Source organism: Pseudomonas sp. AC169, assembly GCF_979258515.1.
Map to the genome: position 1 here is coordinate 3,147,599 of NZ_OZ409866.1, position 25,542 is coordinate 3,173,140.

A 25,542-nucleotide genomic window follows, 5' to 3' on the forward strand; every position below is an offset into this window, starting at 1 on the left:
TTGCGGGTACTGCTGATCAAGACTTCATCGCTGGGCGACGTGATTCATGCGTTGCCGGCGCTGACCGACGCTGCCCGGGCCATTCCCGGGATCAAGTTCGACTGGGTCGTGGAAGAAGGCTTCGCCGAGATCCCGACCTGGCACCCGGCCGTCGACAAAGTGATTCCGGTGGCGATTCGCCGCTGGCGCAAAAACCTCTGGAAAACCATCACCAGTGGCGAGTGGAAACGCTTCAAGCAAAGCGTACGGGCCAACAAATACGACTTGGTGATCGACGCCCAAGGCCTGCTGAAAAGTGCCTGGCTGACCCGCTATGTCAAAGCGCCGGTGGCCGGACTCGACAAAGGTTCGGCCCGCGAGCCGATGGCCTCGCGTTTTTACGACCGCAAACTGGCGGTGGCCCGTGGTCAGCATGCCGTCGAACGTGTGCGCCAGTTGTTCGCCATCGCCCTCGGATACGACTTGCCGAAAGGATTGGGTGATTACGGCCTCAACGTCGAGCGTCTGGTCGAACTGCCACGCAAAAACGCCTTCGTAGTGTTCCTGCACGGCACGACGTGGGACACCAAACACTGGCCGGAAGCCTACTGGCGTGAACTGACCGAACGCGTCGGTTACCTCGGCGTCGGTGTGAAACTGCCGTGGGGCAACCCGCAGGAAAAGGCCCGCGCCGAACGCATCGCTGCCGGTTTCAAACATGCCGAAGTGCTGCCGAAACTCAATCTGGCCGGCGTCGGCAAAGTCCTCGCTGGTGCGCAGGCTTGCGTGGCGGTGGACACCGGTCTCGGCCACTTGGCCGCCGCACTGGATGTGCCGACCATCTCGCTGTTCGGCCCGACCAACCCGGGCCTGACCGGCGCCTACGGCAAATTGCAGATTCACCTGGCCAGCGACTTTCCGTGCGCGCCGTGTCTGCAAAAGAAATGTACCTATCAACCGACCGCGCAGGATGCCCGTCAGTTTGACCTGAAGCGTGAACAGCCTCTGTGCTTCACGCGTCTGAACCCCGAGCGTGTCGCCAGCCGTCTGAGCACGTTGTTAATGGCTGAGGAGCTGCGCTGATGCAATTGGCATTCGTCCTGTACAAATATTTCCCGTTCGGTGGCTTGCAGCGCGACTTCATGCGCATCGCCCTCGAATGCCAGAAGCGCGGGCACCAGATTCGCGTCTACACGCTGATCTGGGAAGGCGACGTGCCTCCCGGTTTTGAGGTGCTGGTGGCGCCGGTCAAGGCATTCTTCAATCACCGTCGCAACGAAAAACTCAGTGCGTGGATGGCAGCGGACCTGGCCAAGCGCCCGGTTGATCGCCTGATCGGCTTCAACAAGATGCCTGGGCTGGACGTTTACTACGCCGCCGATGGCTGCTTCGAAGACAAGGCGCAGAACCTGCGCCATTCGCTGTACCGCCGCTGGGGCCGTTATCGCCACTTTGCCGAATACGAGCGCGCGGTGTTCGCTAAAGATGCGAAGACCGAAGTGCTGATGATTTCCGAAGTGCAGCAGCCGCTGTTCATCAAGTATTACGACACGCCGCTTGAGCGCTTCCATCTGTTGCCGCCAGGCATCGCCCAGGACCGTCGCCGCCCGGCGGATGCCGATGAGATTCGCGCCGGTTTCCGCGCTGAATTCAATCTCAAGGACGACGAACTGCTGCTGGTGCAGATCGGCTCCGGGTTCAAGACCAAGGGCGTCGATCGCAGCCTGAAAGCGCTGGCGGCGTTGCCCGCCGAACTGAAGAAACGCACCCGGCTGTTTGTAATTGGCCAGGATGACCCCAAATTGTTCCAGATGCAGAGTGCAACTTTAGGTCTGGGCGACAACGTGACGTTCCTCAAGGGGCGCAGCGATATTCCGCGTTTCCTGCTCGGTGCCGATCTGTTGATCCACCCGGCGTACAACGAAAATACCGGTACGGTTTTGCTCGAAGCACTGGTTGCCGGTTTGCCGGTGCTGGTCAGCGCGGTCTGCGGTTACGCCCATTACATCGCCGAGGCCGACGCCGGGCGAGTGCTGGACGAGCCATTCGAGCAGGCGCAGTTGACGCAATACCTGACTGAAATGTTGAAAGACGACGCTGCACGCGCGGCCTGGAGCCGCAATGGTCTGGCCTTCGCCGAGACAGCCGACCTCTACAGCATGCCGCAGCACGCGGCCGATGTGATTCTGGCGGAGCACGCTTAATGAAGTTGATGCTGGCTGAACCGTTCAAAAGCCTTTGGGCCGGACGCGACCCATTCGCCGAAGTCGAAGGTTTGCAGGGCGAGGTATATCGCGAGCTGGAAGCACGCCGGACACTGCGCACGGAAGTCGACGGCAACGGATTTTTCGTCAAGATCCACCGTGGCATCGGCTGGGGCGAGATCTTCAAGAACCTGCTGACCGCCAAGCTGCCGGTACTCGGCGCGGGTCAGGAGTGGAAGGCTATCCAGCGTCTGCAGGAAGTCGGCGTGCCAACCATGACTGCCGTCGCATACGGCGAGAAGGGCAGCAACCCGGCGGATCAGCACTCGTTCATTGTCACCGAAGAGCTGGCGCCAACCATCAGCCTGGAAGACTTCAGCATCGACTGGGTCAAACAGCCCCCCGAGCCAAAACTCAAGCGCGCGCTGATCGCTGAGGTCGCGCGCATGACCGGCATGATGCATCGCGCCGGGGTTAACCACCGCGACTGCTACATCTGCCACTTCCTGCTGCACACCGATAAACCGGTGACGCCGGACGACTTCAAGCTCTCGGTGATCGACCTGCACCGCGCCCAGACCCGCGCAAAAATCACGCAACGCTGGCGCAACAAGGATCTGGCCGCGCTGTACTTTTCAGCGCTGGACATCGGCCTGACCCGCCGCGACAAACTGCGTTTCCTCAAGGGCTATTTCCAGCAACCGCTGCGCCAGATCCTGGCGGAAGAAGCGCCGTTGCTGAGCTGGCTGGAAGGCAAGGCCAACAAACTCTACGCGCGTAAACAGCGTTACGGGGATGCGCTCTGATGGCGGGTTGGACTCTTGAACCGCAATACAGCGAGCTCGCGGCAGATTTTGGCAGCCTTGAGGCGGTGTTTGCGTTGCAAGGCGAACGCCTGACCCGTGATCCGCTGTCGGAAGTGATTCGCGTGCAGCGCAACGGCGTCAACTATTACGTCAAACGCTACGTCGGCGCCGGTAAAGGCCTGCGCCGTTACCTCGGCAAGCCGCGCGTGAAGATGGAATGGCAGAACCTCAAACGCTTCGCCAAGTGGGGCATTCCCACGGCTGAAGTGGTGGCGTGGGGGCTGGAGCGACGTGGCGCGGCGTATGATCGTGGCGCCATGATCACTCGCGAATTGCCTAACACCGAAGACCTTTCGGCGCTCGCCGAGCGCAAGGATCCGAAGCTCAAGGATCGCGCCTGGGTCGACGGCGTCAGCCGGCAATTGGCCGGTTATACCCGGACGATGCATGATCACCGATTTACCCATAACGATCTGAAATGGCGCAACCTGTTGATCGATGATCAGGCGCGGATATTTCTGATCGATTGCCCTAACGGCGAGTTCTGGCGCGGCTTCTGGCTCAAGTATCGGATCACCAAGGATCTGGCCTGTCTCGATAAGCTCGCCAAATACCACCTGTCCAATACCCAACGCCTGCGCTTCTATAAGCAATACCGCCAGTGCGATCGGCTTGATAGCGCCGACAAGAAACGGATTCGGCACGTGGTGAGATTTTTCGAGGGACGCGAATGACTGATTTTCTGGCCGCTGAAGACCGTGCGCTGCTCGAGCGCCATGGTCTCGGCACTTTCGACGCACTGTGGACCAAACAGCTTGAAGCTGTGGACGAACCCAATACCGCCCGTGGCGGCTGGAGTAGCGTCTTCCGCCTGGACCTGGAAGGGCAGGGTTATTACCTCAAGCGCCAAAGCAACTACCTGACGCGGACCTTGCATGCGCCTTTTGGCGAGCCAAGCTTTGCCCGCGAGTTTCGCAATATCAGTCGCTATCGCAAGCTCGGTATCCCGGCGCTGCAGGCGGCGTTCTTCGGTGAGCGCAAGGTCGACGGCGAAGTTCGCGCCATCCTGCTGACCCGTGCGCTGGACGGCTGGAGCGATCTGGAATCGCTGTTGCAACGTTGGGCACAGCTCAGTGCCGCGCAGCACTCGGCCATCCTCAAGGCCTGCGGATTGCTGGCTCGGCATCTGCACGGCGTGCGTCAGGTGCACGGCTGCTTCTATCCCAAACATATTTTTCTCCGGGCTACCGGTGACGGCTATCAGGCGCAATTGATCGACCTGGAAAAAACCCGTCCTCTGTTGTTCGGCATGCGCGACCGGATCAAGGATCTGGAGCCGCTGCAACGCCGCGCTCCGGAGTGGAGCGAGGCGCAGTTGCGTGAATTGCTCGCGGCTTATCTCGATCAGCCCACCGATAGCTCGCTGCTCGACAGCTGGCTCGCCCGGCTGACCGCGCGGCGCAGTCACAAGGAGGGGCGCTGATGCAATTGTCCGAGCTGGCCGGTGTCGGGCGAGCCCCGCAACTGCCGCTGACGGTGACTCTGGCCGATGCCGCTGGCGTTGCTGATCTGCAATTGCTGAGTCTGCTGCGGGTCTTGCCGGGACAGCGTTACGTCGGCGCCGGTGTGTGGCGCGGGCGTCCTGTGTTGGCCAAATTGCTGGTCGGCGGCAAGGCTGCCCGGCATTTTCAGCGCGAGCTGGAAGGCGTGCGCTTGCTCGCCGCGCAAGGCATGACGACACCGCTGCTGCTGGTCGATGGTCTGAACAATGGCGAGGGTGGCTGGCTGCTGTTCGATTACCTTGAAGGTGCTGAAAGCCTTGGCGACGCCTGGGCGAAAGTCGAGGCGCTGCCGGTGCTGGCCGATGAACAATCGGCGGTGTTGGCTGAAGCGCTGGGGGCCATTGCTCAGTTGCACGGCAAGGGGCTTTGGCAGGAAGACCTGCATCTGGACAATCTCTTGCGTCACGGTGGCCAGTTGTACTTGATCGACGGTGCCGGCATTTGTGCAGAAACCGCGGGTCAGCCGTTATCGCGGCAAAAAGTCCTGGAAAACCTCGGGGTGTTTTTCGCCCAGTTACCCAAGTCGCTGGAGCCGTTCATTGAAGAGCTGCTGGTGTATTACTTGTTGAGCAACAGTGAGCACGCGTTGCCGCTGGAAGCTTTACAGAAGCAGATCGACAAAGTGCGGCGCTGGCGTTTGAAAGACTTTCTGACCAAGGTCGGTCGCGAGTGCACGCTGTTCAGCGTGCGGCGTGACGCGTTTGCTTTGCGTGCAATTCGTCGCGAAGAAGAATCCGCCATGCTGCCGGTGCTGGAGCAGGCCGATGCGTTGCTCGATCAGGGCCATCTGTACAAGACCGGTGGCGCGGCGAGCGTCGGCAAGGTTCAGGCCGGCACACGCACGCTGGTGATCAAACGCTACAACATCAAGGGCTTTGCGCATTGGCTCAAGCGGTTCTGGAGGCCGAGTCGTGCGTGGCATTCGTGGCGCGAAGGCAATCGCCTGGCGTTCCTCGGGATCGCCACGCCCAAGCCGCTGGCGGTGCTGGAAAAGCGCTTCTTGTGGCTGCGCAGTCGTGCGTATCTGGTGACCGAGTTTCTGTCGGGGCCGGATATCATCGAGCGCTTTGCGCCGTACGTTGAAAGTGGCGAAGCGCCAGAAGCGGAGCTGCAGGCGCTGGATCAGTTGTTCGCGCGACTGATTGACGAGCGCATCAGCCATGGCGATTTCAAAGGGCACAATCTGTTCTGGCACCAGGATCGCTGGGCGCTGATTGATCTGGATTCGATGTGCCAGCATGGATCTGTAGGCAGTTTCGCGCCGGCCTATGCCCGGGACCGGGCGCGATTCATGCGGAACTGGCCGCAAAGCAGCGCGCTGTATCAGGTCATCGATCAGCGTTTGCCCACCGTCATCGCCAGCGCGGTCTGAGTAAAACCACCGCAACACTGGAGGACAAGATTCAGAGACTTGTCCTACAGCTTCTCCAGAAGCCATGAACTGTGCTCTGTCCAGCCTCGATGCTAATTTGCCCAACCACCTTGGAGGGCGAATCTTGAACATCAAACAGGCTGTAACAATAGGTGCATTTTCTTGGGTTCTGACTGGCTGTGGCAGCGTCATGACCGTATTGCAAGACGATGCCGACGTCGCCCGGGACATGCGTAAACAAAACACCTACTGCCAATCGATACCGCGGATCTATAGCGGTCTGGCCTTCGATTTCTGCGTGTTGAACGCGCCACCCGATCCCAGCGGATTTCTGGTGCCGTTCGTGCTGCTGGATCTGCCATTGTCCGGCGTATTCGATACAGTATCGCTGCCCTATACGGTTTATCGTCAGGTCACCGACGGCAACCTTGGCATTTACTGGCGCAAGGGCGGTTATTGAGTTGCAGGGCAGGGTTTCTCCAAACCATTCACCCTGGGGCAATCGCGCAGGGTAATTCCCCTCTCGTTTACGCTATAATCCCGCCCTTTAGCTGTCACTCGCCCTGTGCGAGGGCACATCAATTTTCAAGGCGCATCGCGCCTGCACGCAGACTAAAGAGGCTAGACCCCTGTGGCATTGACGATTCTTGGCCTGTCCGGCGCCCTTAGCCATGACCCTTCAGCAGCCTTGTACATCGACGGCAAGCTGGTGGCGGCGGCTGAAGAAGAGCGCTTCGTACGCGATAAGCATGCAAAGAACCGCATGCCCTACGAATCGGCGAAGTTCTGTCTTGAACAGGCCGGCATCAAGCCGTCCGACGTTGACGTGGTAGCGATCCCGTTCGCCCCGATCAGCCTGTTCGGCAAGGCGCGCTGGCACTACGCCAAGCGTTACTGGTATGCGCCGGACCGCGCCCTCGATGCGATCCTGATGGGTAACCGCCGCTACAAGCGCTATCGCAACAAGATCGTCTGGTGCCTGGAGCAATTGGGTTTCGATCCGAAAAAGATCAAGATCGAGCCGGTCGAGCACCACCTGGCTCACGCCTCCAGCGCCTACCACTGCTCCGGTTTCAAAGAGAAAACCGCGATCCTCGGCATCGACGGCAAGGGCGAGTACGCCACGACCTTCTTCGGCTATGGCGAAAACGGCAAGATCCACAAGATCAAGGAATTCTTCGACCCGGACTCCCTCGGCGGCCTGTACGGTGCGATCACCGAGTTCCTCGGTTTCGAGATGCTCGACGGTGAGTTCAAGGTCATGGGCATGGCGCCGTACGGCGACGCCAGCAAGTACGACTTCTCGCGTCTGGCCTCATTCGAGAACGGCGAGTTGGTGATCAACACCGACTACGCCAACGTGATCGGTCTGCGTCGCTACAAAGAAAAGGGCAAAGGCTTCTACTTCTCGCCGAAGTTGATCGAGTGGCTGGGTCCGAAGCGCGAAGGCGACATCGCTGACGAACCGTACATCCACTACGCCGCAAGCATGCAAGCGCTGTTCGAGAAGCTGGCGTTGCAGATGATCGATTACTACCTGGGCGACGTGCTCAAGGAAACCGGCAAACTGGCCTTCGCCGGTGGCTGTGCATTGAACGTCAAGCTGAACCAGAAAATCATCGCCCGTGATGACATCAAGGAACTGTTCGTACAGCCGGCGTCCGGCGATGCCGGCACTGCGGTCGGCGCAGCGGCCTACGTGTCTCACGCGCGTGGCGTGCCGGTCGAGAAGATGGAACACGTCTACCTCGGCCCGTCATACAGCAACGAAGACGTGATTGCCGCGTGTGCCCGTCACGAGAACAAACCGGCTTGGCGCAAGCTCGACAACATGCCTGAGCAGATCGCCAAAATCATGGTCGACGGCAATCCGGTGGCCTGGTTTCAGGGGCGCATGGAATTCGGTCCGCGCGCACTGGGTGGTCGTTCGATCATCGGTTGCCCGAGCGTGGCCGGCGTGGCTGACCGGATCAACCACCAGATCAAGTTCCGCGAGCGCTGGAGGCCTTTCTGCCCGTCGATGCTCGACACCGTTGCGCCACAGATGATCAAGATCGATCATCCTGCACCTTTCATGACCTTCACCTTTGAAGTGGCTGAAGAGTGGAAGACCCGCGTGCCGGAAGTTGTCCACGAAGATGGTACCTCTCGCGCCCAGGTGCTCAAGCGCGAATACAACCCGCGCTACTACGACATGATGAAAGCGCTGGAAAATCTGACCGGTAATGGTGTATCGCTGAACACCTCGCTCAACCGTCGTGGCGAACCGATGATCTGTTCGCCGACCGACGCGTTGAACATGTTTTTCGGTTCAGACCTGGAATACCTGATCATGGAAGATATTCTGGTCGTAAAAGAGGGTGTAAAAGGATACGAACTTGACTGAAACACTGATCAGCGTCGTCATTCCGGTTTACAACTACGCGCGAACCCTGCCACGAGCAGTGGAGTCGGTGTTGGCGCAGTTGGATGAGGCGACGGCGGATCTGCTGGTCATCGACGATGGGTCGACGGACGATACGCCAGAGGTAGTGGAACAGCTCCTGCTCAAGCACGGCGGGCGTTTTCGCGCGCTGCGAAAAAGCAATGGCGGATTGTCTTCCGTGCGCAATCGAGGGCTTGAGGAAACGACCGGCCAGTATCTGGTGTTTCTCGACTCCGATGACGAAATGGCTCCCGGTGCATTGGCCGCGCTTTCTCAGCACATTGCCAGCAACCCGCAAAGTCTGATGGTGATCGGCGCACACTGGTCGGTGTTCGCCGACGGGCGACGCAGCTTGCAAGCGGCCAAGCCGTTGCCTGTGACGCCCCGGCAGCGCCTGCAGGGTTACTTGCTGAACAAGACCGTATCGATTTCCAACGGTGCCTGCGCGATGCATCGCGATGTGTTCGCTTTGGGTAATTATCCGGAACACTTGCGCAACGTCGAGGACTTGCCGGTGTTTGCCCAAGTACTGGCGCGATATCCCTGCACCGTTCTGGACACGCCTCTGGCGCTGATTTACAAGCACGCCGACAGCATGCGCCATGACTTGCGCCAAAGTCTTGCCGCCGGTACGGAGCAGGTCGTCAGCGAAGTTTTTTCCAGTCGACGGATGCCCGAAGAGATGCGTGATCTGCGTCAGGCATTTCTGGCGCAGCGCTGTTTGTCGTTGTTTCGCGACTGTTATTCCCATGGCGAGTACAAACTGGCCAAGTCGTTCTATTTCCAGGCGTTGCGTGCGGACTGGCGAACGTTTTCGCGTTGGTCGTATACCCGCAAGGCGTTGCGGGTGCTGTTTCGTTAAACAGGTCGCGGTGAAGTGCGCGTACCTTGTAATGAGTGTCGATGAGGTGGCTGGGTGAAAGGTACGGGCGGCAAGGTAGGGGCTCAAGTCTCCAGAGTCATCGACGAATACCCGGTTTGGCTGGCGTTTTTGGGCAGTGCACTGTTATCGCTGATAGCGGTCTCGGGCACGGCGACGGTGGGGCGTGATGCCGCGCTGTACATCGATATTGCGCAACAGGTCACCGAGCATGGGCCGAATGTGGCCTGGGCTGCTTTTGACTGGCCCTGGTTTTCCTTTCTCCTGGCCGGTACGCATGCCGTCCTGCATTTGCCGCTGGAACTGAGCGCCTATCTTTGGTGCGCGCTCTTTTTTGCCGGTGCCAGCGCCCTGATGGTGGACTGCGTTCGTCAGCGGTCTCCACACGTCACCCGCTGGGCGTGCCTGGTGGTATTGGCAATGCCGGCGGTGAATGGCTTTCGAAATGACATCATCCGTGAATGCGGTTTCTGGTTCTTCTGCACACTGACGCTCTGGCTCGCGCTGCGCTGGCAAGCCCGTGGCGGCTGGCTGCGGGCAGCTTTCATCCATTTGGCTATCGTTGCGGCAGCCTTGTTTCGACTGGAAGCCTTGTTGCTGGTGCCGGCCTTGGCGCTGTGGCAGTTGCCTAATCTGTGGTCGTCGAGCCGACGGATGCAATTCACTCAGTTTTCGCTGCTACCGGTTTTGGGATTGCTGGCTGTTTCAGTGACCGGTGTGCTCATGTCGGCGCGCGTGATGCTGTATCTGGACATGATCGAGCCGCACGGTGTGTTTGCATCCTTTCAGATGCTGTGCGAGCAGTTTGCCAACTCGCTCATCAACAAGTATTCCCAGGATGAAGCCGGTCGGATCATTTTCTTTGGCATCCTGGCGACCATGGCGATCAGCTTCGTGAAGTTGATGGGGCCTTTCGCCGTCCCTTTCGTTTTGCGGCGAAACTGGGGATTTCTGGGTGTTTACTGGCGCGACTACCGTCCCTTCGCCTGGACGGCGTTGTTGTATTTGATCGTGCTGGTGCTGTTTTTCATCAAGCAACAGTTCATGAACGCGCGCTACCTGAGCTTTCTGAATCTGTTGTTTGTGCCCGTGCTGGCGATGGGGCTGGCGGCATTTGTTCGCGAGTTCCCGCGGTGGGGCAAGTGGCTGGTGGTGCTCGGGTTGTTGGTGATGTTGTCGAACGTCATTTCTACCGGGGCGGGCAAAACGCATTACGTCGAGGCCGGTCGCTGGTTGTCTGCCCATGTCGAGCCAGGGGCGAAGACCTATTTCGAGGATGGGCGGATCAGCTATTACGCGGGTCGCGGCTACGTGATGCCGGTACTGACCGCGGAGGAAGCGATGTCGGCAGCCCACGCTGACGACTATCAGTACTTCCTCATCGAAGCCAAAGGTAACGAGCCGTGGCTGAGTGAATGGCTGGCGACACACAAGCTGCGCATCATCGAGCATTTCGCCAATCGCAAAGGCGCCACCGTGGTGGTCATCGGCCCCTGAGGCTTACGCGAGCAGCGGACGCAGGCGCGAGATCAATGGCGCTTGCCGGCTGCTCGGCAGGGCTTGCCGATAGCCCTCGATAAAGGTGTCGCCGGCGTCCTTGCCCAGCAACCATTGGCGGTCTTCCTTGTAACGCAGCAAGTGAGCGAAGTTGCGCAGGCGTTTGCTGTCACTGAGCGCGCGCTTCTGGCAGCGCAGGTCGGCGATATCGATCAGGCCCAAATGGTTGTCCGGGGTCAGCACCACGTTGCCGAAGTGCAGCGATCGAAAGTACACACCTTTTTCATGCAGCAAGGCGAAGTACCCGCCGAGCTGGAAGCGCAGTGCGTCGGTCTCATCGTCAGTGCCCTGGAGCTGGCGCACCGTATTACCTTCCAGCGGACTGTAATAGACGCAGTCACGCTCAATGCTCGGGATGCGATAGACCGCGATGACTGTCGGGCAGAGGATGCCGCGCTGTTCGAGGGCTCGGGTGTTGTCGGCAAAGCGCTGTGCATAAGGATAGAACAGCGCCGAACTGAGCAAGCGCTTGCGGCGGAACAGCTTGAGCATGCGTCCATCGGCCAATCTGAGCACCTTGTCGCCGGAACCGTCGGCCTCCAGTACGTGTGCACCTTTGCGCAGTGCCTCGTAAGTGCTGTGATCAATCGATTGCATGTCGGGCTCCCCATCATTAGCGGGCTATCTTAACCGACTTGGTCCAAGGCTGGCTTGAAGTCATGTTTATCGAGGCAAAAACGCGTGTGATATCATCGGCGCCTCACTGAATTGCGCGGATCACCATGAGCAGTCCTGAACCGAAAGCCCAGTCCACGCTGGCGATCTATTTCCGCCTTTTGGCTTACGTGCGGCCTTATGCCGGCCTTTTCCTTCTCAGCATCGTCGGGTTTCTGATCTTCGCATCGACTCAACCGATGCTCGCTTACATCCTCAAGTACTTTGTCGACGGTCTGGCCAATCCTGAAGCCAGCCTGTTCCCGGGCAACCCTTATCTGGGCAAGCTGCAGTTGCTCGAAACCGTGCCGTTGATGATTGTCTTCATCGCGCTGTGGCAGGGGGTGGGTTCGTATCTGGGCAACTTCTTCCTGGCGCGGGTTTCGCTGGGGCTGGTGCATGACCTGCGGGTGGTGTTGTTCAACAAACTGCTGGAACTGCCCAATCGCTTTTTCGACAAGAACAATTCCGGCCACCTGATTTCCCGGATCACCTTCAACGTGACCATGGTCACCGGCGCGGCCACGGATGCAATCAAAGTCGTCATCCGTGAAGGCATGACTGTGATTTTCCTGTTCTGCACGCTGTTGTGGATGAACTGGAAACTCACGCTGGTGATGGTCGCCATTCTGCCGTTGATCGGGTTGATGGTGAACAGCACCAGCAAGAAATTCCGCAAGCAAAGCAAGAAGATCCAGGTCTCGATGGGTAACGTCACCCACGTCGCCTCCGAGACCATCCACGGCTACCGCGTGGTGCGCAGCTTCGGCGGCGAGCAGTACGAAAAGGATCGCTTTCGCGATGCCAGCCAGAGCAATACCGACAAGCAGCTGACGATGACCAAGACCGGCGCCGTTTATACGCCGATGCTGCAATTGGTGACTTACAGCGCCATGGCGGTGGTCATGTTCCTCGTGCTGTACCTTCGCGGTGACGCTTCGCCGGGCGATCTGGTGGCGTACATCACCATGGCGGGCCTGCTGCCCAAGCCGATCCGTCAGTTGTCGGAAGTCAGCTCGACGATTCAGAAAGGTGTGGCCGGTGCCGAAAGCATTTTCGAGCAACTGGATGAGCCGGCAGAAGTGGATCGCGGTACGGTCGAACAGGATCGTCTTGAAGGCCGTCTGGAAGTACGTAATCTGAGCTTCCATTACCCAGACACTGACAAAGCAGTGCTCAACGACATCAGCTTCGTTGTCGAACCGGGGCAAATGGTTGCTCTGGTCGGCCGCTCGGGCAGTGGCAAGTCGACCCTGGCCAGCCTGATTCCGCGTTTTTATCAGCATGATCATGCGCAGGGTCAGATCCTGCTCGATGGCGTGCAGGTGCAGGACTTCACCCTGCGCAGCCTGCGTCGGCAGATTGCGCTGGTGACCCAGCAGGTCACGCTGTTCAACGATACGGTGACCAACAACATCGCTTATGGCGATCTGGCTGGTGCGCCGTTCGATGAGGTCAAGCGCGCGGCCACCGAAGCCTACGCCGATGAGTTCATCATCAAGATGCCGCAGGGTTATGAAACCATGGTTGGCGAAAACGGCGTGCTGCTCTCCGGCGGCCAGCGTCAGCGCATTGCCATTGCCCGGGCGCTGCTCAAGGATGCACCGCTGCTGATTCTCGACGAAGCCACTTCCGCGCTCGATACCGAGTCGGAGCGGCATATCCAGGCTGCACTGGATCATGTGGTGCAGAACCGCACGACCCTGGTGATCGCCCACCGTTTGAGCACCATCGAGAAAGCCGACCTGATTCTGGTCATGGACGAAGGTCGCATCGTTGAGCGCGGTTCTCACGCGCAATTGCTCGAACAAAATGGCTACTACGCCCGTCTGCATGCCAAAGAGTTTGAAGAGGGTGACGAGCCGCAGCCGGCCCACGCGACCGACGTATGCTGACGATGTTTCGCAGCTTTCGCGAGCGTGGCTGGAGCGAAATCGACCGCGACAGTTACGCCCGGGCCTGGCAGCGTTTCGGCGGCAGCTTCGCTACGCATCCGGAGGTTGTCGAGCGCCTGTCGACCTTCGTTGCTATCGAACTGCGTTATCTCGGCTGGATCGTTGATGGCGACGTCGTTGCTGCCATTCCCTGCTGGGGGCGGCATGTTGCCTTGTCCAAGGAAGTGCTCAAGCGCGAGGGCAAGCGTGGTTTGCTGGATATGGGCAATGCGGAAATCATTCTGCCGATTGCGCCAGACGTCATCGTGCCGGTGCGCCAGCGTATGGCGTATGTATCCCAGCTCAATGCCGAGCAGATCAGCACGTTGAAGCCGCAGCCTGAGGGTTTGGCGCTGGCGCGGTTGCCGGAAGAGTATTCGAAGAAATTCCGCTACAACCAGCGTCGCGAACAGCGCCTGCTGGAAGAGGCGGGTGGTTCGCTGGTGCCGATGTCCGACTTTACGCCGCAGGAACAGGCTGCCGCTTACGGCGATTTGTTCCAGCGACGCTGGGGCTTCGAGGTGCCGGGCAAGGCGGGGCTGGTTGAGGTCTTCACCTTGCTGCGCGAGTTCATGACCGGTTCGGTAGCAATGCTCGATTCGGCGCCCGTGGCCATTCAGGTGCTGTACCGCGTCGAAGCGCCGCAATGGGTTTCGCTGGAATATATCAACGGGGGTGTCGACCCGCAGAGCCGCGAGTTCAGCCCCGGCAGTGTGCTGAGTTTCGTCAACACCCAGGAGGCCTGGGCACACGCGCAAGCGTTGGGCAAACCTCTGCGCTACTCATTCGGTCGTGCCGACCGTGAGTACAAGGATCGCTGGTGCCACACGGTGCCGGTCTACAAGGTCTGAATTCATGAGTGCTCGCAAGCAACAGCTGCTCAAGGCCCATCGGCGCAACAAGCGTCTGTTCCTGATCTTCTTCGTGCTGGCGCTGTTGCTGATCGGTTTACTGGTCAAGTGGTGGCTGGTACCGCTGTTGCTGGTGCTGGCCTGGATCGCACACGAGGCCTGGTTCGCCGATCATCTGTTTTATCGGCCTTCTGACAGCTATCAGTACAACTTCCCGGCGCAAACCGCGCGGCAGGTCGTGAGCCTTGAGGGCGGCGTTTTGCGCCTGAGCGAGCCGCTGGCGCAGGGCGAGACATTGGTATTCGAACTTGAAGTGAAATCCACTTGGCTGGGGCGCTGGTTCGACCCTTATGTTGAAGTGGGCGATGATCGCCAGGACTTCGAGCGCGGGGTCAATGGCCGGCGTTTCCTCAATTTGTCTGGTCAGGCCGATGCGCTGGTGCAAGGCGTTCTGGCACTGCGTGGTCAATATTGCGCGCCCGCCGCGACGGGCGTGTTGTGGGTCATGGCCAATCCGGAATACAGCCGCCAGCGGGTGATGATCATCGCTCCCCATGCCGATGATGCCGAACTCGCCGCATTCGGCTTATACAGCCGTAGTGAAGACGTCAGTATCGTCACCCTGACTCAAGGCGAGATCGAGGCTGAAGACTTGCAGCGTCTGGGCCTCGATCAAGCCGCTGCCGCACGCTTGAAGGGGCGTTTGCGCAGTTGGGACAGTCTGGTGATCCCGCTGTGGGGTGGCGTGCCTGCCGATCGTTGTGTGCAGCTGGGTTATTACTGCTTGCAGTTGCCCTCAATGGCCGAACAACCTGCCCAGGCGTTCGGTTCCCGTGAGTCGCAGGAAAGTGATGTGCGCAGTGTGCGTCGGCACAATCCATTGACCTTGCCTGCCGATGTCGACGGGCAGCCAACCTGGCAAAATCTGCTGGGCGACCTGACGGCGCTGCTTGAGCACTATCGTCCGCAAGTGGTGGTGACACCGCATCCTGAACTCGATCCCCACAGTGATCATGTGGCGTCGACTCAGGCATTGCTCGAAGTTATCGAACGCAGCGGCTGGAAGCCGACGACCTTGCTGATGTATGCCAATCACCTGCACGATAACGACCGCTGGCCGATGGGCCCCGCCGGTGCCGGTATTGCACTGCCGCCCGCCATCGAACCGCTACCGGCGGACCGGCTGTGGAGTCCGTTGCTGTCGGCAGACGTGCAGCTGGACAAAGCCATGGCGCTGGCCATGGAGCACGATTTGCAGGGTGGCCAAGTGTTCAAACGGCAATTGCGCCGCTGGATCCAGCAGGGGCTGGCCGGCCGTCGCTGGCCTGCAACGGGCAGCAACGAGTTTTTCCGCAAGGCAGTCCGGCGTCACGAATTGTTCTGGGTACGCGACCTTTCAGATTGAGGCGGACGGCGCTTTACCCTGTGTTAATATCGCGCCCCTGTTCATTTTGTATGTGGGTTGCTCCATGAAGTTGTCCATGCCGCGTTTCGATCAAGCCCCGGTCTTGGTAGTCGGCGATGTCATGCTCGACCGTTACTGGCATGGCGGAACCTCACGGATTTCCCCTGAGGCGCCGGTGCCGGTCGTTAAGGTCGAGCAGATCGAAGACCGTCCAGGTGGCGCCGCGAACGTTGCCTTGAACATTGCCGCGCTGGGTGCGCCGGCGTCCCTGGTCGGTGTGACCGGTGACGACGAGGCCGCCGACAGCCTGAGCAACAGTCTCAAAGGCGCGGGCGTACGTGCCCTGTTCCAGCGCATTGCGCACCAGCCAACCATCGTCAAGCTGCGGGTCATGAGCCGGCACCAGCAACTGCTGCGTATCGACTTTGAAGAACCGTTCGCCACCGATGCCCTGGCCCTCGGTTCGCAGGTCGACGACCTGCTCGAAGGCGTCAAGGTGCTGGTCCTTTCCGATTACGGCAAAGGCGCCCTGAAAAACCATCAGGCGCTGATCCAGGCCGCCCGCGCGAAGAACATTCCAGTGCTGGCCGATCCGAAGGGCAAGGATTTCTCGATCTATCGCGGCGCCAGCCTGATTACCCCGAACCTCAGCGAGTTCGAAGCCATCGTCGGCGGTTGTGTCGATGAGCATGAGCTGGTGAGCAAGGGCGCCGCCCTGATGCACGACCTCGAACTCGGCGCGCTGCTGGTAACCCGTGGTGAGCACGGCATGACCCTGCTGCGTCCGGACCAGCCGGCACTGCACCTGCCGGCCCGTGCCCGTGAAGTATTCGATGTCACCGGTGCCGGTGATACGGTGATTTCTACCCTCGCCGCCGCGATTGCCGCCGGTGAAGACCTGCCTCACGCAGTCGCGCTGGCCAACCTGGCCGCAGGTATCGTGGTCGGCAAGCTCGGTACGGCTGCCATCAGTGCTCCGGAATTGCGTCGCGCGATCCAGCGTGAAGAAGGTTCCGAACGCGGCGTTCTAGGTCTGGAGCAACTGCTGCTCGCCGTGGCCGATGCCCGCGCGCACAACGAGAAGATCGTCTTCACCAACGGCTGCTTCGACATCCTGCATGCCGGGCATGTGACCTATCTGGAACAAGCGCGGGCACAGGGCGATCGCCTGATTGTCGCGGTCAACGACGATGCTTCGGTCAGTCGCCTGAAAGGGCCGGGCCGTCCGATCAACAGCGTTGATCGGCGCATGGCTGTTCTCGCTGGCCTCGGCGCGGTGGACTGGGTGATCAGTTTCCCTGAAGGCACCCCGGAAAACCTGCTGCGCGAGGTCAAACCGGACGTGCTGGTCAAGGGCGGCGATTACGGCATCGATCAAGTGGTCGGCGCTGATATCGTCAGCGCTTATGGCGGCACCGTGAAGGTCTTGGGGCTTGTGGAAAACAGCTCGACAACTGCGATTGTCGAGAAGATCCGCAGTCGTTGATCAGATGAATTCTTACTGTTGTGTACTGCGTGTGAACGGATTTTGCCTTGGGGATTTTACCGTTTCCGTTGATGTAGGCAGCTTTGAATCCGATGCGCTTGCCTGCCTACGTCGCGTGGTCAAATAATCTATGAAAGTCATGCTCCTGGTGATGGACGAGCAGCGGGTCATCCTCGACCGGCTCTACGACATCGTGCAGCAGAACTGTGATGAATGTTTCATCTATCGTTTGAGCAAGCAGCAACAAATGAACCTGGGGCCGTTTCTGGCCTCGGTTGATTATCAGAACTTCGATCGCGTTGTCATCTTCTCCAGGGTCAAGCGCCTGGCCCCGCAATTGCGCGTGCTCCAGTGCATTCCCGGGCTGGTCTTCCTCGAACACGACGCCTACCAGAACTACATGCCGGCGAGTAAGTATCGTGGCGTGTATTCACGCCTCTACCGTCGCCTGCCGAGTTGTCGGGCGCTGGTGTCCGGTGCTGTGGTCGCGCGCAAGATGCTGGCTGAGGGCATCGACACGGTGTTCGTCTCCAAAGGTTATGACGAGCAGATGCTGCACAACACCGGCGGCGAGCGGGACATTCCCATCGGCTTTCTGGGCAGCCTTAAAAGCACCGAATATGCCGAGCGCAAAGCCATGCTCGAGTCGCTCTCGCAGCGGACCGGGATGCTGGTGACCCGCACCAAGTCGGGTGAGGAATACCTGCAGACGCTCAATCGCATCAGGATTTTCGTCAGTGCTGACATCGGCATGAACGAGTTCATGATCAAGAACTATGAAGCCATGGCTTGTGGCTGCGTGTTGCTGGCCTGGAGCCAGGGCGAAGAAGACCGCCTGCTCGGATTTGAAGACATGCACAACACCGTGTTCTACCGCAGCGAAGATGAGGCGGTGGAAAAGATCAAACTGCTGCAAAGCGACCCGGAACTGGCGGAGCGCATCGCCCGTAACGGCCAGGAGTTCGCGCAGAGCCGTTATTCCTTTGCCCGTGTCGGCCAGGCATTGGCCATGGAAATCCAGCGTGAGATGCGCCCGTGGCAGCCGCCTTCGGCGTTTACGCGGTTCTGGGTGAAACTGCGCTACGGGATGAAGGTGCCAGTCTGAATGAAGGATCATCAAGCGTCGCAACCCGACGAACACATGGCGCTGGATGCGCTGCCCGGCGGTGATCAGTCCGTTCTGGGCGCATTGCCTGCCGACCTTCTCGAGCGTCTCCGCCGTGCACCTCGGGTCGTGCTGATTGCCAACAATCCGGCCATCACCGCGGCAGACTTTCAGGCGCTGAACATTGGCGCCGATGATGTCGTCGTCAGCTTCAATACCTGCATCAAGGCAGCGCTGCTCAACGAGCACAGCGTCAATGTCTTCGTGCATGGCTACAACGCGCAGGACGCCTATTTTTTTGGTCTGCCTTACGCACCGCCGGTGCAGCGCATGTTCGAACAGGCGAATGAACGCTGTTTCAGCATGCTGGTGGGCTGCGCCGCACCGATGTGCCCCTTGCCACGTGTGGCGATGTATTGGGATCGCATTCCGCTGCCGCCGCTGTGGAACTACCCGGTCGACCGGCCGGGCGGCAAACGTTACGTCGGGCCGTCCACGGGTTTTAACACGCTGGTGTTGTTCGACTGGTTGCGTGATCACGCCGGTTATACCTATCAGCTGATGACCCTGGGGTTTTCCAACGAAGCAGGAAAGCTGTGGGGCGGCCATGCCTGGGATTACGAGCGCGACTGGCTGCAGAAATCGGACGTCATTGTGGTGCCGCTGCCACCCCGTCGCTGGTGGCAAAAGCTGTTTCGGCAAAAGTAAGCCACATCGTCAACCCGGTTGCCGTCAGGCCCGAACCATTTTCAAAAGGTGCTGTTGAGTGTTGAAAATTGCCGTGGCTTTTTTCGGGATCCCGAGAAATTCGACAATCTGTTTCCCCTCTATCGAACAGAACGTTCTGGCGCAGTTGCCTGCGGGCAGCGACGTCAAGTGCTTCTACCATCTGTACAAGATCGCTGAGGTGCAGAACACGCGGTCCGGCGAGAAGGGTCAACTGAAGGCGGACAACTACCAGCCGTTCGAGTCGATGACCGGCACGCTTGCCTCGACCGACGGTGTGCTGGAGCGCTGGGACTTCGAACAGGTCAAAGCACAGGGCGACACTTGGGCCGATGACTATGCGTCGCTGCGTAATCTGATCTATCAGCTCAACTCGTTGCACACCGTGACCTCGATGATCGAAACCTTCGATCCGGATTTCGTCGTGTTCGTGCGCCCGGATAACTTCTTCCACACCGCGCTGCCCGGCTATGTGTTCAATCGTCCGCAGGCGCGGCGACACAACGCCTACATTCCTGATTGGCAGTGGTGGGGTGGTTTGAACGACCGTTTTGCGGTTTGCGGGCGCGATACCTATGTCGCGTACGGCAAACGGGTCGAGCGCATCTTCGATTTCTGCAAGGCGACCGGCCGAAAGCTGCATTCCGAGCGCTTGCTCAAATATGCGTTGCAGCAGGTCGATGCCAAAATCTGCACACTGCCGACCCAGGCATCACGGGTGCGCATTACCGGTGCCTTTGCCGAAGAGTCGTTCTCGCCCAAGCGCGGCATGGGCAAGCGCGAAAACCGCTACTTCCATTTCTTCGCCGCGTTGCGCACGTGGTGGGATCGCCGGCGCTAAACCGCTATTTGGCGGTTTTTTTGCCCAGCCCGACCAATCGCAGCGCCTTGATACTCAGCTGCTTGAGTCCCTGACGCGGGGCTTTCGCCGGTTGCAGGCCCTGTTGCACCAGCCAGTCCTTCCAGCGAATCCGCTCTTCGCGTACAACCCAGCCGGACTGAGTCGCAAAGCTTTCGGCCAGATACAGACCTCGGGTGCTGGCGGGAACGAGTTTGTCGCGCTTGAGCGTGTACAGCTCGGCCAGTGGCGCGCCGTCCTTGAGTGGCATCAAGTACAGGTCAGGGCGTTTGCGGTCGAGCCGGGCCACCAGTTGATCACCTTCCAGGCGCTCGTCGACGTGGAACAGGCTCAGGGATTTGGCTTCCTTGGGCACATCCAGGCGCAGGTCGTAGATCAATTGCAATGACGCGGTCGGCAGGTGCACGTAGGCTCGAGGCCGTTCGAGCAATTGCAGATTGGCGCAGCGAATCGGCCGCGCCGAGCCGGACAACGGGGTCAGGCGAAACGGCAGCGCTTCGCGATAATGCAGCGCCGCTGAGTAGGGCGCCGGCAGCCAGGTGTCGTTGAAGCGTCCACCGAGCCAGCCTTCAGGCGTCTCCAGCAAACACTCTTCGGCAATTTCCTGAATCGCCGTGTGCAGCGGAATATTCAGTTCATGGGCCGGCACGTAGCCGGAAATCAACTTGAGCACCACGTCACCACGATCCTGTCGGCGCTGGCGCACCAGCACCCAATAATCGCGATTCTGCCAGTGCAGGGTCAGACGTACCGAAACGCCGAGGTTGGCCAGTTCCAGCGAGAAGCGCTCGGCATCGGCCACGTTCACCGGTTTGCGCCGCTGCAGGGTCTGCGCGAAGTTCAGCGGCATGCCCACGCTCTGGTAAGTCAGACCTTCGGGAGTGGCTTCGACGTACAACGGCAGGGTCTTGAAGTTGCTCGGGTTCTTTCTGATGAGCGTGCGCGGCATATCGGCTCCTGCTTAAGGCCGCGAGGCGGCGTCAGTGACCACGTAGGACCTGGGCAACGGTCGCAACGTTGTGGGCGAGGTGCAGCGGATTGATCGTCCCGACAATAGCACTGGCAACACCCGGCTGCGCGAACAGCAGTTCGAAGCTGGCGCGCACCGGATCCACGCCCGGACTCAGGCAAACATGCCCGCTGGCCAGGGCTTTTTTCACCAGAATGGCTTTGCCGTGGGCAGCAGCATAGTCAATGACAGCCTTCTCGTTTTGTTCGTTCAGATTGTAGGTGACCATCGCGCAGTCGCCTTGCTCCAGTGCTTTCAAGCCACCTTCGACGGTTTTGCCGGAGAAGCCGAAGCCACGAATCTTGCCTTCGGCCTTGAGCGCGGCGAGTGTTGCGTAAACCTCTTCGTGCTCGAGGATCGCCATGTCGTTGCCGTCGGAGTGCACCAGCACCAGGTCGATAAAATCGGTTTCAAGACGTTGCAGGCTGCGCTCGACGGACATCCTCGTGTGCGCTGCGCTGAAATCGTGATGCGACAGGCCGTCGGCGAACTCTTCGCCAACCTTGCTGACGATCACCCAATCCTGGCGCTGGTCGCGTAGCAGCGGGCCAAGGCGTTCTTCGCTGCGGCCGTAGGCCGGGGCGGTGTCGATCAGGTTGATGCCGAGTTCGCGCGCCTGACGCAGCAGCATCCGCGCTTCATCGTCGCCGGGGATCTGAAAACCATTGGGGTATTTCACCCCTTGGTCGCGGCCGAGTTTGACCGTGCCCAGGCCCAGCGGCGAAACCATCAGGCCGGTGCTGCCCAGCGGACGGTGCAAGTCATGCAGGTTGGCAATGGTCATGGCAGCAGTTGCTCCCAGGCAGGAACGCCCAGCGGTGGTTTTGGCAGGGCCGGCAATGGTTCGGTGGCTTGTGGCTGGATGCCGTCGCGTTCAAGAGAAGCGATCACGCGGTCAGCGAAGTCGGGTGCCAGCGCCAGTTTGGTTGGCCAGCCGACCAGCAAGCGGCCCTGTTCGGCAAGGAAAGCGTTGTCCGGGCGAGTCAGCCCGGTTTGCAGCGGCTCGGCACGGTCAACCCGCAGGGTCGCCCATTGCGTGGTGCTGAGGTCGATCCACGGCAACAACTGCGCGATCTCTTTCTGCGCGGTGGCGATCTGCTCGGCCGGCTCGCGGTTAACACCTTCGCTTTCGGCGATGTCGCCGCCCATGTACCAGACCCATTGGCCGTCAGCGGCCGGATGCGTGGTCACGGTGATGCGCGGTTTGGTGCCGCCACCGAGGCAGTGGGCGTATAGCGGTTTCAGGCCCGGGCCTTTGGCGATGATCATGTGCAGCGGCCGGCGCTGCATGGCCGGCTGGCTCAAACCGAGGTCTTCGAGCAATTGGGCAGTACCGGCGCCGGCGCTGAGGACGATGCGCTGAGCGCGAATCTCGCGGCCGTCGACTCTCAAGCCGACCAGCAGGCCCGCTTCCAGCAGTGGCTCGATGGTTTGCCCGGCGAGCAGGCCATCGCCGGCCAGATCGGCGAGGCGCTGAATCAGGCTCGGCACGTCGACCACCAGTTCGGCGAGGCGGTAGACCTTGCCCTTGAAGCGCTTGTCTTGCAGGGCCGGAGGCAGTTGCTCGCCCTTGACCTGATCGACCCGACCACGCACGGCTTTGCTGGCGAAGAAACTGGTGAGGTTGCCGGCGAGGGTGCCCGGCGACCATAGATAGTGAGCTTCGGAGAGCAGGCGCACACCGGACAGATCCAGTTCGCCATTACCGGCCAACGCTTCACGCCAGCGGCGCGGCATGTCGGCGATGGCCTCCGAGGCGCCGGTCAGCGCACCGTGCAGCGCGTATTTGGCGCCGCCGTGGATGATGCCCTGGGACTTCACACTTTGCCCGCCGCCGAGGCTGGCGCTTTCCACCAGCACGGTCGAAAAACCCTGACGGCGCAGGCGCGCATTCAGCCAGAGGCCGGCGACACCAGCGCCGACAATCAGAACGTCGGTGGAAATAACGGATGGCATGCAGCGACCTCGGGGCTTAGAGAAGCCGCAAGTTTCAAGCTTCAAGCCGCAAGCTGCAACCCGGCGCTGGAAAATCAGCTCTGCTTGCAGCTCGGGGCTTGATGCTTGTCGCTGCTTTTAATGGCCGGCAGTTTTCGAGAACAGCTGAATCACGACTACACCCAGGACGATCAACGCCATCCCCAGCATCGCCGGAATATCCAGCTTCTGCCCGTAAATGAACAGCGCCGCGACGCTGACCATCACAATCCCCATGCCGGCCCACACTGCGTAGGCAACGCCGACCGGAACGGTGCGCACCACCAGTGTCAGCATCCAGAACGCGATCGCGTAGCCGACGATAACCAGCACCAACGGCAGTGGCGTGCTGATGCCTTTGACGGCTTTCATCGACACGGTGGCGATCACTTCGGCGCAGATGGCAATGGCCAGGTAGGCGTAGGCGTTCATGGTTCAAATCCTCAATGTAAAACGTTACTTGCTGAGGCGGCATTCTAGTGATTCGCCAGATGGGGTAAAGTCATTACCTATCTGTTTTGAAGATGGGTTGGCGAATTAGCATGCAGTGGAATCTGGATCAGCTTCGGGTGTTTGTCGACGTCGCCGAACATCGCTCGTTTTCCGCCGTGGCACGCCAACAGCGCAAAGCGCAGTCGGCGATCAGTAGCGCGATTGCCATGCTCGAAGATGATTTGGGCGTCAGCTTGTTCGAGCGTAGCAGCGGCCGTCAGCCAACGCTCACCGAGGCGGGCGAAGCGCTGTTGGAAGAGGCGCGGGAAGTCCTGCGCCAATGCGAGCGCCTCAACGGTCGGGCCATGGCAATGATGCGCGGCCAGGAAGCGCAATTGCGCGTGGCTCAGGATGAGGCGATGCCGTATCAGGCGCTGGTGGAAAGTTTCGGTGAACTGGCCGAGCAGTTCCCCAGCCTTGAAGTGCAACTGACCAGCGCCGCTCAAGGTGAAGTCGCCCGGAAGCTGGTGGAACGCCGTGCCGATCTCGGCCTGTTGTTCTATCACGACGAAATTCCCGAAGCGCTGGAGCGCCGAGTGTTGGGCAGTGTGGAAATGGTCACGGTCTGCGGGATCAATCACCCATTGGCGAAGCAGGCTTACGTGACCTGTCAGCAACTGGCGCAGCACCGACAACTGTTGATGTCGACGCAAACCAGTGTCTATCCCGGCAACGAGCCGGCCAGCCCGCAGGTGTGGCGCGCGGACAGTTTTTACGTCATGTCCGAATGGCTGGTGCGCGATCTCGGTTGGGCCTGGTTGCCGCGCCATGTGGTGCAGTATTCGGCCTATCAGGGTTTGATGGTCGAACTCGACAGTGAGTGGACGCCGCCGGCACTGGTGGTCGAGCTGGTCTGGCGCCGCGACGAACCTCTCGGCCCGGCCGCGCGTTGGCTGGCGGAACGTTTTGCCGTGCACTTGCGGGCGATCGGCGACAAAAGTCGATAAACTCCGCCGCCATGAATAGAACTCTCTACACCGCGCTGTTTTACCTGGGGCTGCCATTGGTGGCGATTCGGCTGTGGCTGCGCGCACGCAAGGCGCCGGCGTACGCCAAACGGATTGGCGAACGTTTCTCCTACGGCATGCCGCCGCTGCAACCCGGTGGCATCTGGGTGCACGCGGTGTCGGTGGGCGAGAGCATCGCTGCCGCGCCGATGATCCGCGCCTTGCTGCAACGTTATCCACAGTTGCCGATTACCGTGACCTGCATGACCCCGACCGGTTCGGAGCGGATTCAGGCGCTGTTCGCCAACGAGCCGCGCATCCAGCATTGTTATCTGCCCTACGACTTGCCGTGTGCGGCGGCGCGTTTTCTGGATCGCGTTCAGCCCAAGCTCGCGGTGATCATGGAAACCGAGTTGTGGCCCAACCACATACACCAATGCGCCAAGCGCGGGATCCCGGTGGCGCTGGCCAATGGACGCTTGTCCGAGCGTTCGGCACGCGGCTATGGCCGCTTCAGTAAACTGACCGCGCCGATGCTCGCCGAGATGAGTCTGTTCGCCGTGCAGACCGAAACCGAAGCCCAGCGCTTCCGCGATCTGGGTGCGCGTGCGGAAACGGTCGAGGTCACCGGTTCGATCAAGTTCGACCTGACCATCGACCCGCAACTGCTGCAACGTGCCACTGAACTGCGCGGCCAATGGCAGGCGCTGGAGCGTCCGGTGTGGATCGCCGCCAGCACCCACGAAGGCGAGGACGAAGTGGTGCTCGATGCCCACCGTCGCTTGCTGGCCAATCACCCGGATGCGCTGCTGATTCTGGTGCCGCGTCACCCGGAGCGTTTCAACTCGGTGTTCGAACTGTGCCAGCGTGAAGGCTTCGCCACGGTGCGACGTTCGACCGGAGCCAATGTCGATGGGCAGACGAGCGTACTGCTCGGCGACACCATGGGCGAGTTGCTGTTTCTTTATGCCTTGGCAGACAGCGCCTTTGTTGGCGGCAGCCTGGTGGCCAACGGCGGGCACAATCTGCTGGAGCCGGCAGCACTGGCGAAACCGGTGATCAGCGGCCCGCACCTGTTCAACTTCCTCGACATCGCCGCGCAATTGCGCGAAGCCGGGGCGTTGGCGGAGGTCGATGATGCCGAAGGGCTGGCGGTGGAGGTGCAGCGTTTGTTTGAGCTGCCGCGTGATGCGCAGCGTATGGCCGAGGCCGGTCTGGCGGTGATGCGGCGCAATCAGGGCGCGTTGCAGCGTTTGCTCGATGGTTTGGGCCGACTGATCAAGTAAGCAAAAAGATCGCAGCCTTCGGCAGTTCC

At 60.2% G+C, this 25,542-nt stretch carries 24 protein-coding genes; 19 read left to right on the forward strand and 5 right to left on the reverse strand.

What is annotated here, in order from left to right; genetic code table 11:
• The 10 genes from rfaC (at position 1) to ACZZ0G_RS14270 (ending at position 10,725) form a co-directional block, all read left to right on the forward strand.
• The gene (gene rfaC / locus ACZZ0G_RS14225; RefSeq protein WP_122609428.1) at positions 1 to 1,062 is read left to right on the forward strand and encodes a lipopolysaccharide heptosyltransferase RfaC; all 1,062 of its coding nucleotides are present in this window, start codon (positions 1 to 3) and stop codon (positions 1,060 to 1,062) included.
• Positions 1,062 to 2,183: a glycosyltransferase family 4 protein gene (locus ACZZ0G_RS14230; protein WP_463556542.1), complete on the forward strand. Its 1,122-nt coding sequence runs from the start codon at positions 1,062 to 1,064 to the stop codon at positions 2,181 to 2,183. Before rfaC ends, ACZZ0G_RS14230 begins: the two co-directional genes overlap by 1 nt.
• Positions 2,183 to 2,989 carry a lipopolysaccharide core heptose(I) kinase RfaP gene (gene rfaP, locus ACZZ0G_RS14235; protein ID WP_463556543.1) on the forward strand — a complete coding sequence of 269 codons (807 nt, stop codon included), beginning with the start codon at positions 2,183 to 2,185 and terminating at the stop codon, positions 2,987 to 2,989. Before ACZZ0G_RS14230 ends, rfaP begins: the two co-directional genes overlap by 1 nt.
• Positions 2,989 to 3,723: a lipopolysaccharide kinase InaA family protein gene (locus tag ACZZ0G_RS14240; protein WP_463556544.1), complete on the forward strand. Its 735-nt coding sequence runs from the start codon at positions 2,989 to 2,991 to the stop codon at positions 3,721 to 3,723. The genes rfaP and ACZZ0G_RS14240 overlap by 1 nt, the downstream gene beginning before the upstream one ends.
• The gene (locus ACZZ0G_RS14245; protein WP_463556545.1) at positions 3,720 to 4,472 is read left to right on the forward strand and encodes a lipopolysaccharide kinase InaA family protein; all 753 of its coding nucleotides are present in this window, start codon (positions 3,720 to 3,722) and stop codon (positions 4,470 to 4,472) included. Before ACZZ0G_RS14240 ends, ACZZ0G_RS14245 begins: the two co-directional genes overlap by 4 nt.
• Positions 4,472 to 5,923, forward strand: a complete 1,452-nt coding sequence (locus ACZZ0G_RS14250) for a lipopolysaccharide kinase InaA family protein (RefSeq protein ID WP_463556546.1) — start codon at positions 4,472 to 4,474, stop codon at positions 5,921 to 5,923. The genes ACZZ0G_RS14245 and ACZZ0G_RS14250 overlap by 1 nt, the downstream gene beginning before the upstream one ends.
• Positions 5,924 to 6,047: 124 nt before the next feature.
• On the forward strand, positions 6,048 to 6,383 hold the full coding sequence (locus ACZZ0G_RS14255; protein ID WP_463556547.1) for a YceK/YidQ family lipoprotein: 336 nt from the start codon (positions 6,048 to 6,050) through the stop codon (positions 6,381 to 6,383).
• 171 nt (positions 6,384 to 6,554) lie between these two features.
• Positions 6,555 to 8,309, forward strand: a complete 1,755-nt coding sequence (locus tag ACZZ0G_RS14260; RefSeq protein ID WP_463556548.1) for a carbamoyltransferase family protein — start codon at positions 6,555 to 6,557, stop codon at positions 8,307 to 8,309.
• Complete coding sequence (locus ACZZ0G_RS14265) at positions 8,302 to 9,210, forward strand: glycosyltransferase family 2 protein (RefSeq protein ID WP_463556549.1); 909 nt, start codon at positions 8,302 to 8,304, stop codon at positions 9,208 to 9,210. The genes ACZZ0G_RS14260 and ACZZ0G_RS14265 overlap by 8 nt, the downstream gene beginning before the upstream one ends.
• Positions 9,211 to 9,264: 54 nt before the next feature.
• Positions 9,265 to 10,725, forward strand: coding sequence for a hypothetical protein (locus ACZZ0G_RS14270; protein WP_463556550.1), 1,461 nt, complete (start codon positions 9,265 to 9,267; stop codon positions 10,723 to 10,725).
• A gap of 3 nt (positions 10,726 to 10,728) precedes the next feature.
• On the opposite strand, the gene ACZZ0G_RS14275 is transcribed toward ACZZ0G_RS14270, so the two are convergent.
• A complete protein-coding gene (locus ACZZ0G_RS14275) occupies positions 10,729 to 11,382 on the reverse strand; it encodes a protein kinase family protein (protein ID WP_463556551.1) in 654 nt (217 codons plus the stop codon).
• A 125-nt stretch (positions 11,383 to 11,507) separates the two neighbouring features.
• Between ACZZ0G_RS14275 and msbA the strand changes: the two genes are divergently transcribed.
• The 7 genes from msbA (at position 11,508) to ACZZ0G_RS14310 (ending at position 19,787) form a co-directional block, all read left to right on the forward strand.
• Entirely contained in the window at positions 11,508 to 13,334 is a 1,827-nt protein-coding gene (gene msbA, locus ACZZ0G_RS14280) for a lipid A export permease/ATP-binding protein MsbA (RefSeq protein ID WP_463556552.1), read from the forward strand.
• The gene (locus ACZZ0G_RS14285; RefSeq protein WP_463556553.1) at positions 13,328 to 14,224 is read left to right on the forward strand and encodes a GNAT family N-acetyltransferase; all 897 of its coding nucleotides are present in this window, start codon (positions 13,328 to 13,330) and stop codon (positions 14,222 to 14,224) included. Before msbA ends, ACZZ0G_RS14285 begins: the two co-directional genes overlap by 7 nt.
• 4 nt (positions 14,225 to 14,228) lie before the next feature.
• Positions 14,229 to 15,629, forward strand: a complete 1,401-nt coding sequence (locus tag ACZZ0G_RS14290; protein ID WP_463556554.1) for a PIG-L deacetylase family protein — start codon at positions 14,229 to 14,231, stop codon at positions 15,627 to 15,629.
• A 64-nt stretch (positions 15,630 to 15,693) separates the two neighbouring features.
• Positions 15,694 to 17,115, forward strand: coding sequence for a bifunctional D-glycero-beta-D-manno-heptose-7-phosphate kinase/D-glycero-beta-D-manno-heptose 1-phosphate adenylyltransferase HldE (hldE, locus tag ACZZ0G_RS14295; protein WP_463556555.1), 1,422 nt, complete (start codon positions 15,694 to 15,696; stop codon positions 17,113 to 17,115).
• A gap of 130 nt (positions 17,116 to 17,245) precedes the next feature.
• Positions 17,246 to 18,220 (forward strand): glycosyltransferase family protein, encoded by a 975-nt coding sequence (locus tag ACZZ0G_RS14300; protein WP_463556556.1) that lies wholly within the window; start codon positions 17,246 to 17,248, stop codon positions 18,218 to 18,220.
• The gene (locus tag ACZZ0G_RS14305) at positions 18,221 to 18,928 is read left to right on the forward strand and encodes a hypothetical protein (protein WP_463556557.1); all 708 of its coding nucleotides are present in this window, start codon (positions 18,221 to 18,223) and stop codon (positions 18,926 to 18,928) included.
• A 58-nt stretch (positions 18,929 to 18,986) separates the two neighbouring features.
• Positions 18,987 to 19,787, forward strand: coding sequence for a hypothetical protein (locus ACZZ0G_RS14310; RefSeq protein ID WP_463556558.1), 801 nt, complete (start codon positions 18,987 to 18,989; stop codon positions 19,785 to 19,787).
• Positions 19,788 to 19,791: 4 nt separating this feature from the next.
• Here the strand turns inward: ACZZ0G_RS14310 and ACZZ0G_RS14315 are convergent, their stop codons facing one another.
• The 4 genes from ACZZ0G_RS14315 to ACZZ0G_RS14330 all read right to left on the reverse strand — a co-directional run bounded on the left by ACZZ0G_RS14315 (position 19,792) and on the right by ACZZ0G_RS14330 (position 23,220).
• On the reverse strand, positions 19,792 to 20,754 hold the full coding sequence (locus ACZZ0G_RS14315) for a metal ABC transporter ATPase (RefSeq protein ID WP_463556559.1): 963 nt from the start codon (positions 20,752 to 20,754) through the stop codon (positions 19,792 to 19,794).
• A gap of 31 nt (positions 20,755 to 20,785) precedes the next feature.
• Complete coding sequence (locus tag ACZZ0G_RS14320) at positions 20,786 to 21,598, reverse strand: aldo/keto reductase (protein WP_463556560.1); 813 nt, start codon at positions 21,596 to 21,598, stop codon at positions 20,786 to 20,788.
• Positions 21,595 to 22,770, reverse strand: a complete 1,176-nt coding sequence (locus tag ACZZ0G_RS14325) for an NAD(P)/FAD-dependent oxidoreductase (RefSeq protein ID WP_463556561.1) — start codon at positions 22,768 to 22,770, stop codon at positions 21,595 to 21,597. The genes ACZZ0G_RS14320 and ACZZ0G_RS14325 overlap by 4 nt, the downstream gene beginning before the upstream one ends.
• A 117-nt stretch (positions 22,771 to 22,887) precedes the next feature.
• On the reverse strand, positions 22,888 to 23,220 hold the full coding sequence (locus tag ACZZ0G_RS14330) for a DMT family transporter (protein ID WP_007915730.1): 333 nt from the start codon (positions 23,218 to 23,220) through the stop codon (positions 22,888 to 22,890).
• Between the two features lie 110 nt (positions 23,221 to 23,330).
• On the opposite strand from ACZZ0G_RS14330, the gene ACZZ0G_RS14335 reads away from it, so the two are divergent.
• Together ACZZ0G_RS14335 and waaA are read left to right on the forward strand one after the other, a co-directional pair.
• The gene (locus tag ACZZ0G_RS14335; protein WP_463556562.1) at positions 23,331 to 24,227 is read left to right on the forward strand and encodes a LysR family transcriptional regulator; all 897 of its coding nucleotides are present in this window, start codon (positions 23,331 to 23,333) and stop codon (positions 24,225 to 24,227) included.
• A gap of 11 nt (positions 24,228 to 24,238) precedes the next feature.
• On the forward strand, positions 24,239 to 25,513 hold the full coding sequence (gene waaA, locus ACZZ0G_RS14340) for a lipid IV(A) 3-deoxy-D-manno-octulosonic acid transferase (protein ID WP_463556564.1): 1,275 nt from the start codon (positions 24,239 to 24,241) through the stop codon (positions 25,511 to 25,513).
• Positions 25,514 to 25,542: the final 29 nt, after the last annotated feature.

Bases quoted from the DNA above. Each gene is read 5' to 3' on its own strand.
- ACZZ0G_RS14230 (WP_463556542.1), top strand. From the start codon at position 1,062: ATGCAATTGGCATTCGTCCTGTACAAATATTTCCCGTTCGGTGGCTTG.
- rfaP (WP_463556543.1), top strand. From the start codon at position 2,183: ATGAAGTTGATGCTGGCTGAACCGTTCAAAAGCCTTTGGGCCGGACGC.
- ACZZ0G_RS14240 (WP_463556544.1), top strand. From the start codon at position 2,989: ATGGCGGGTTGGACTCTTGAACCGCAATACAGCGAGCTCGCGGCAGAT.
- ACZZ0G_RS14245 (WP_463556545.1), top strand. From the start codon at position 3,720: ATGACTGATTTTCTGGCCGCTGAAGACCGTGCGCTGCTCGAGCGCCAT.
- ACZZ0G_RS14250 (WP_463556546.1), top strand. From the start codon at position 4,472: ATGCAATTGTCCGAGCTGGCCGGTGTCGGGCGAGCCCCGCAACTGCCG.
- ACZZ0G_RS14275 (WP_463556551.1), bottom strand. From the start codon at position 11,382: ATGCAATCGATTGATCACAGCACTTACGAGGCACTGCGCAAAGGTGCA.
- msbA (WP_463556552.1), top strand. From the start codon at position 11,508: ATGAGCAGTCCTGAACCGAAAGCCCAGTCCACGCTGGCGATCTATTTC.
- ACZZ0G_RS14285 (WP_463556553.1), top strand. From the start codon at position 13,328: ATGCTGACGATGTTTCGCAGCTTTCGCGAGCGTGGCTGGAGCGAAATC.
- ACZZ0G_RS14290 (WP_463556554.1), top strand. From the start codon at position 14,229: ATGAGTGCTCGCAAGCAACAGCTGCTCAAGGCCCATCGGCGCAACAAG.
- hldE (WP_463556555.1), top strand. From the start codon at position 15,694: ATGAAGTTGTCCATGCCGCGTTTCGATCAAGCCCCGGTCTTGGTAGTC.
- ACZZ0G_RS14300 (WP_463556556.1), top strand. From the start codon at position 17,246: ATGAAAGTCATGCTCCTGGTGATGGACGAGCAGCGGGTCATCCTCGAC.
- ACZZ0G_RS14305 (WP_463556557.1), top strand. From the start codon at position 18,221: ATGAAGGATCATCAAGCGTCGCAACCCGACGAACACATGGCGCTGGAT.
- ACZZ0G_RS14315 (WP_463556559.1), bottom strand. From the start codon at position 20,754: ATGCCGCGCACGCTCATCAGAAAGAACCCGAGCAACTTCAAGACCCTG.
- ACZZ0G_RS14320 (WP_463556560.1), bottom strand. From the start codon at position 21,598: ATGACCATTGCCAACCTGCATGACTTGCACCGTCCGCTGGGCAGCACC.
- ACZZ0G_RS14325 (WP_463556561.1), bottom strand. From the start codon at position 22,770: ATGCCATCCGTTATTTCCACCGACGTTCTGATTGTCGGCGCTGGTGTC.
- ACZZ0G_RS14330 (WP_007915730.1), bottom strand. From the start codon at position 23,220: ATGAACGCCTACGCCTACCTGGCCATTGCCATCTGCGCCGAAGTGATC.
- ACZZ0G_RS14335 (WP_463556562.1), top strand. From the start codon at position 23,331: ATGCAGTGGAATCTGGATCAGCTTCGGGTGTTTGTCGACGTCGCCGAA.
- waaA (WP_463556564.1), top strand. From the start codon at position 24,239: ATGAATAGAACTCTCTACACCGCGCTGTTTTACCTGGGGCTGCCATTG.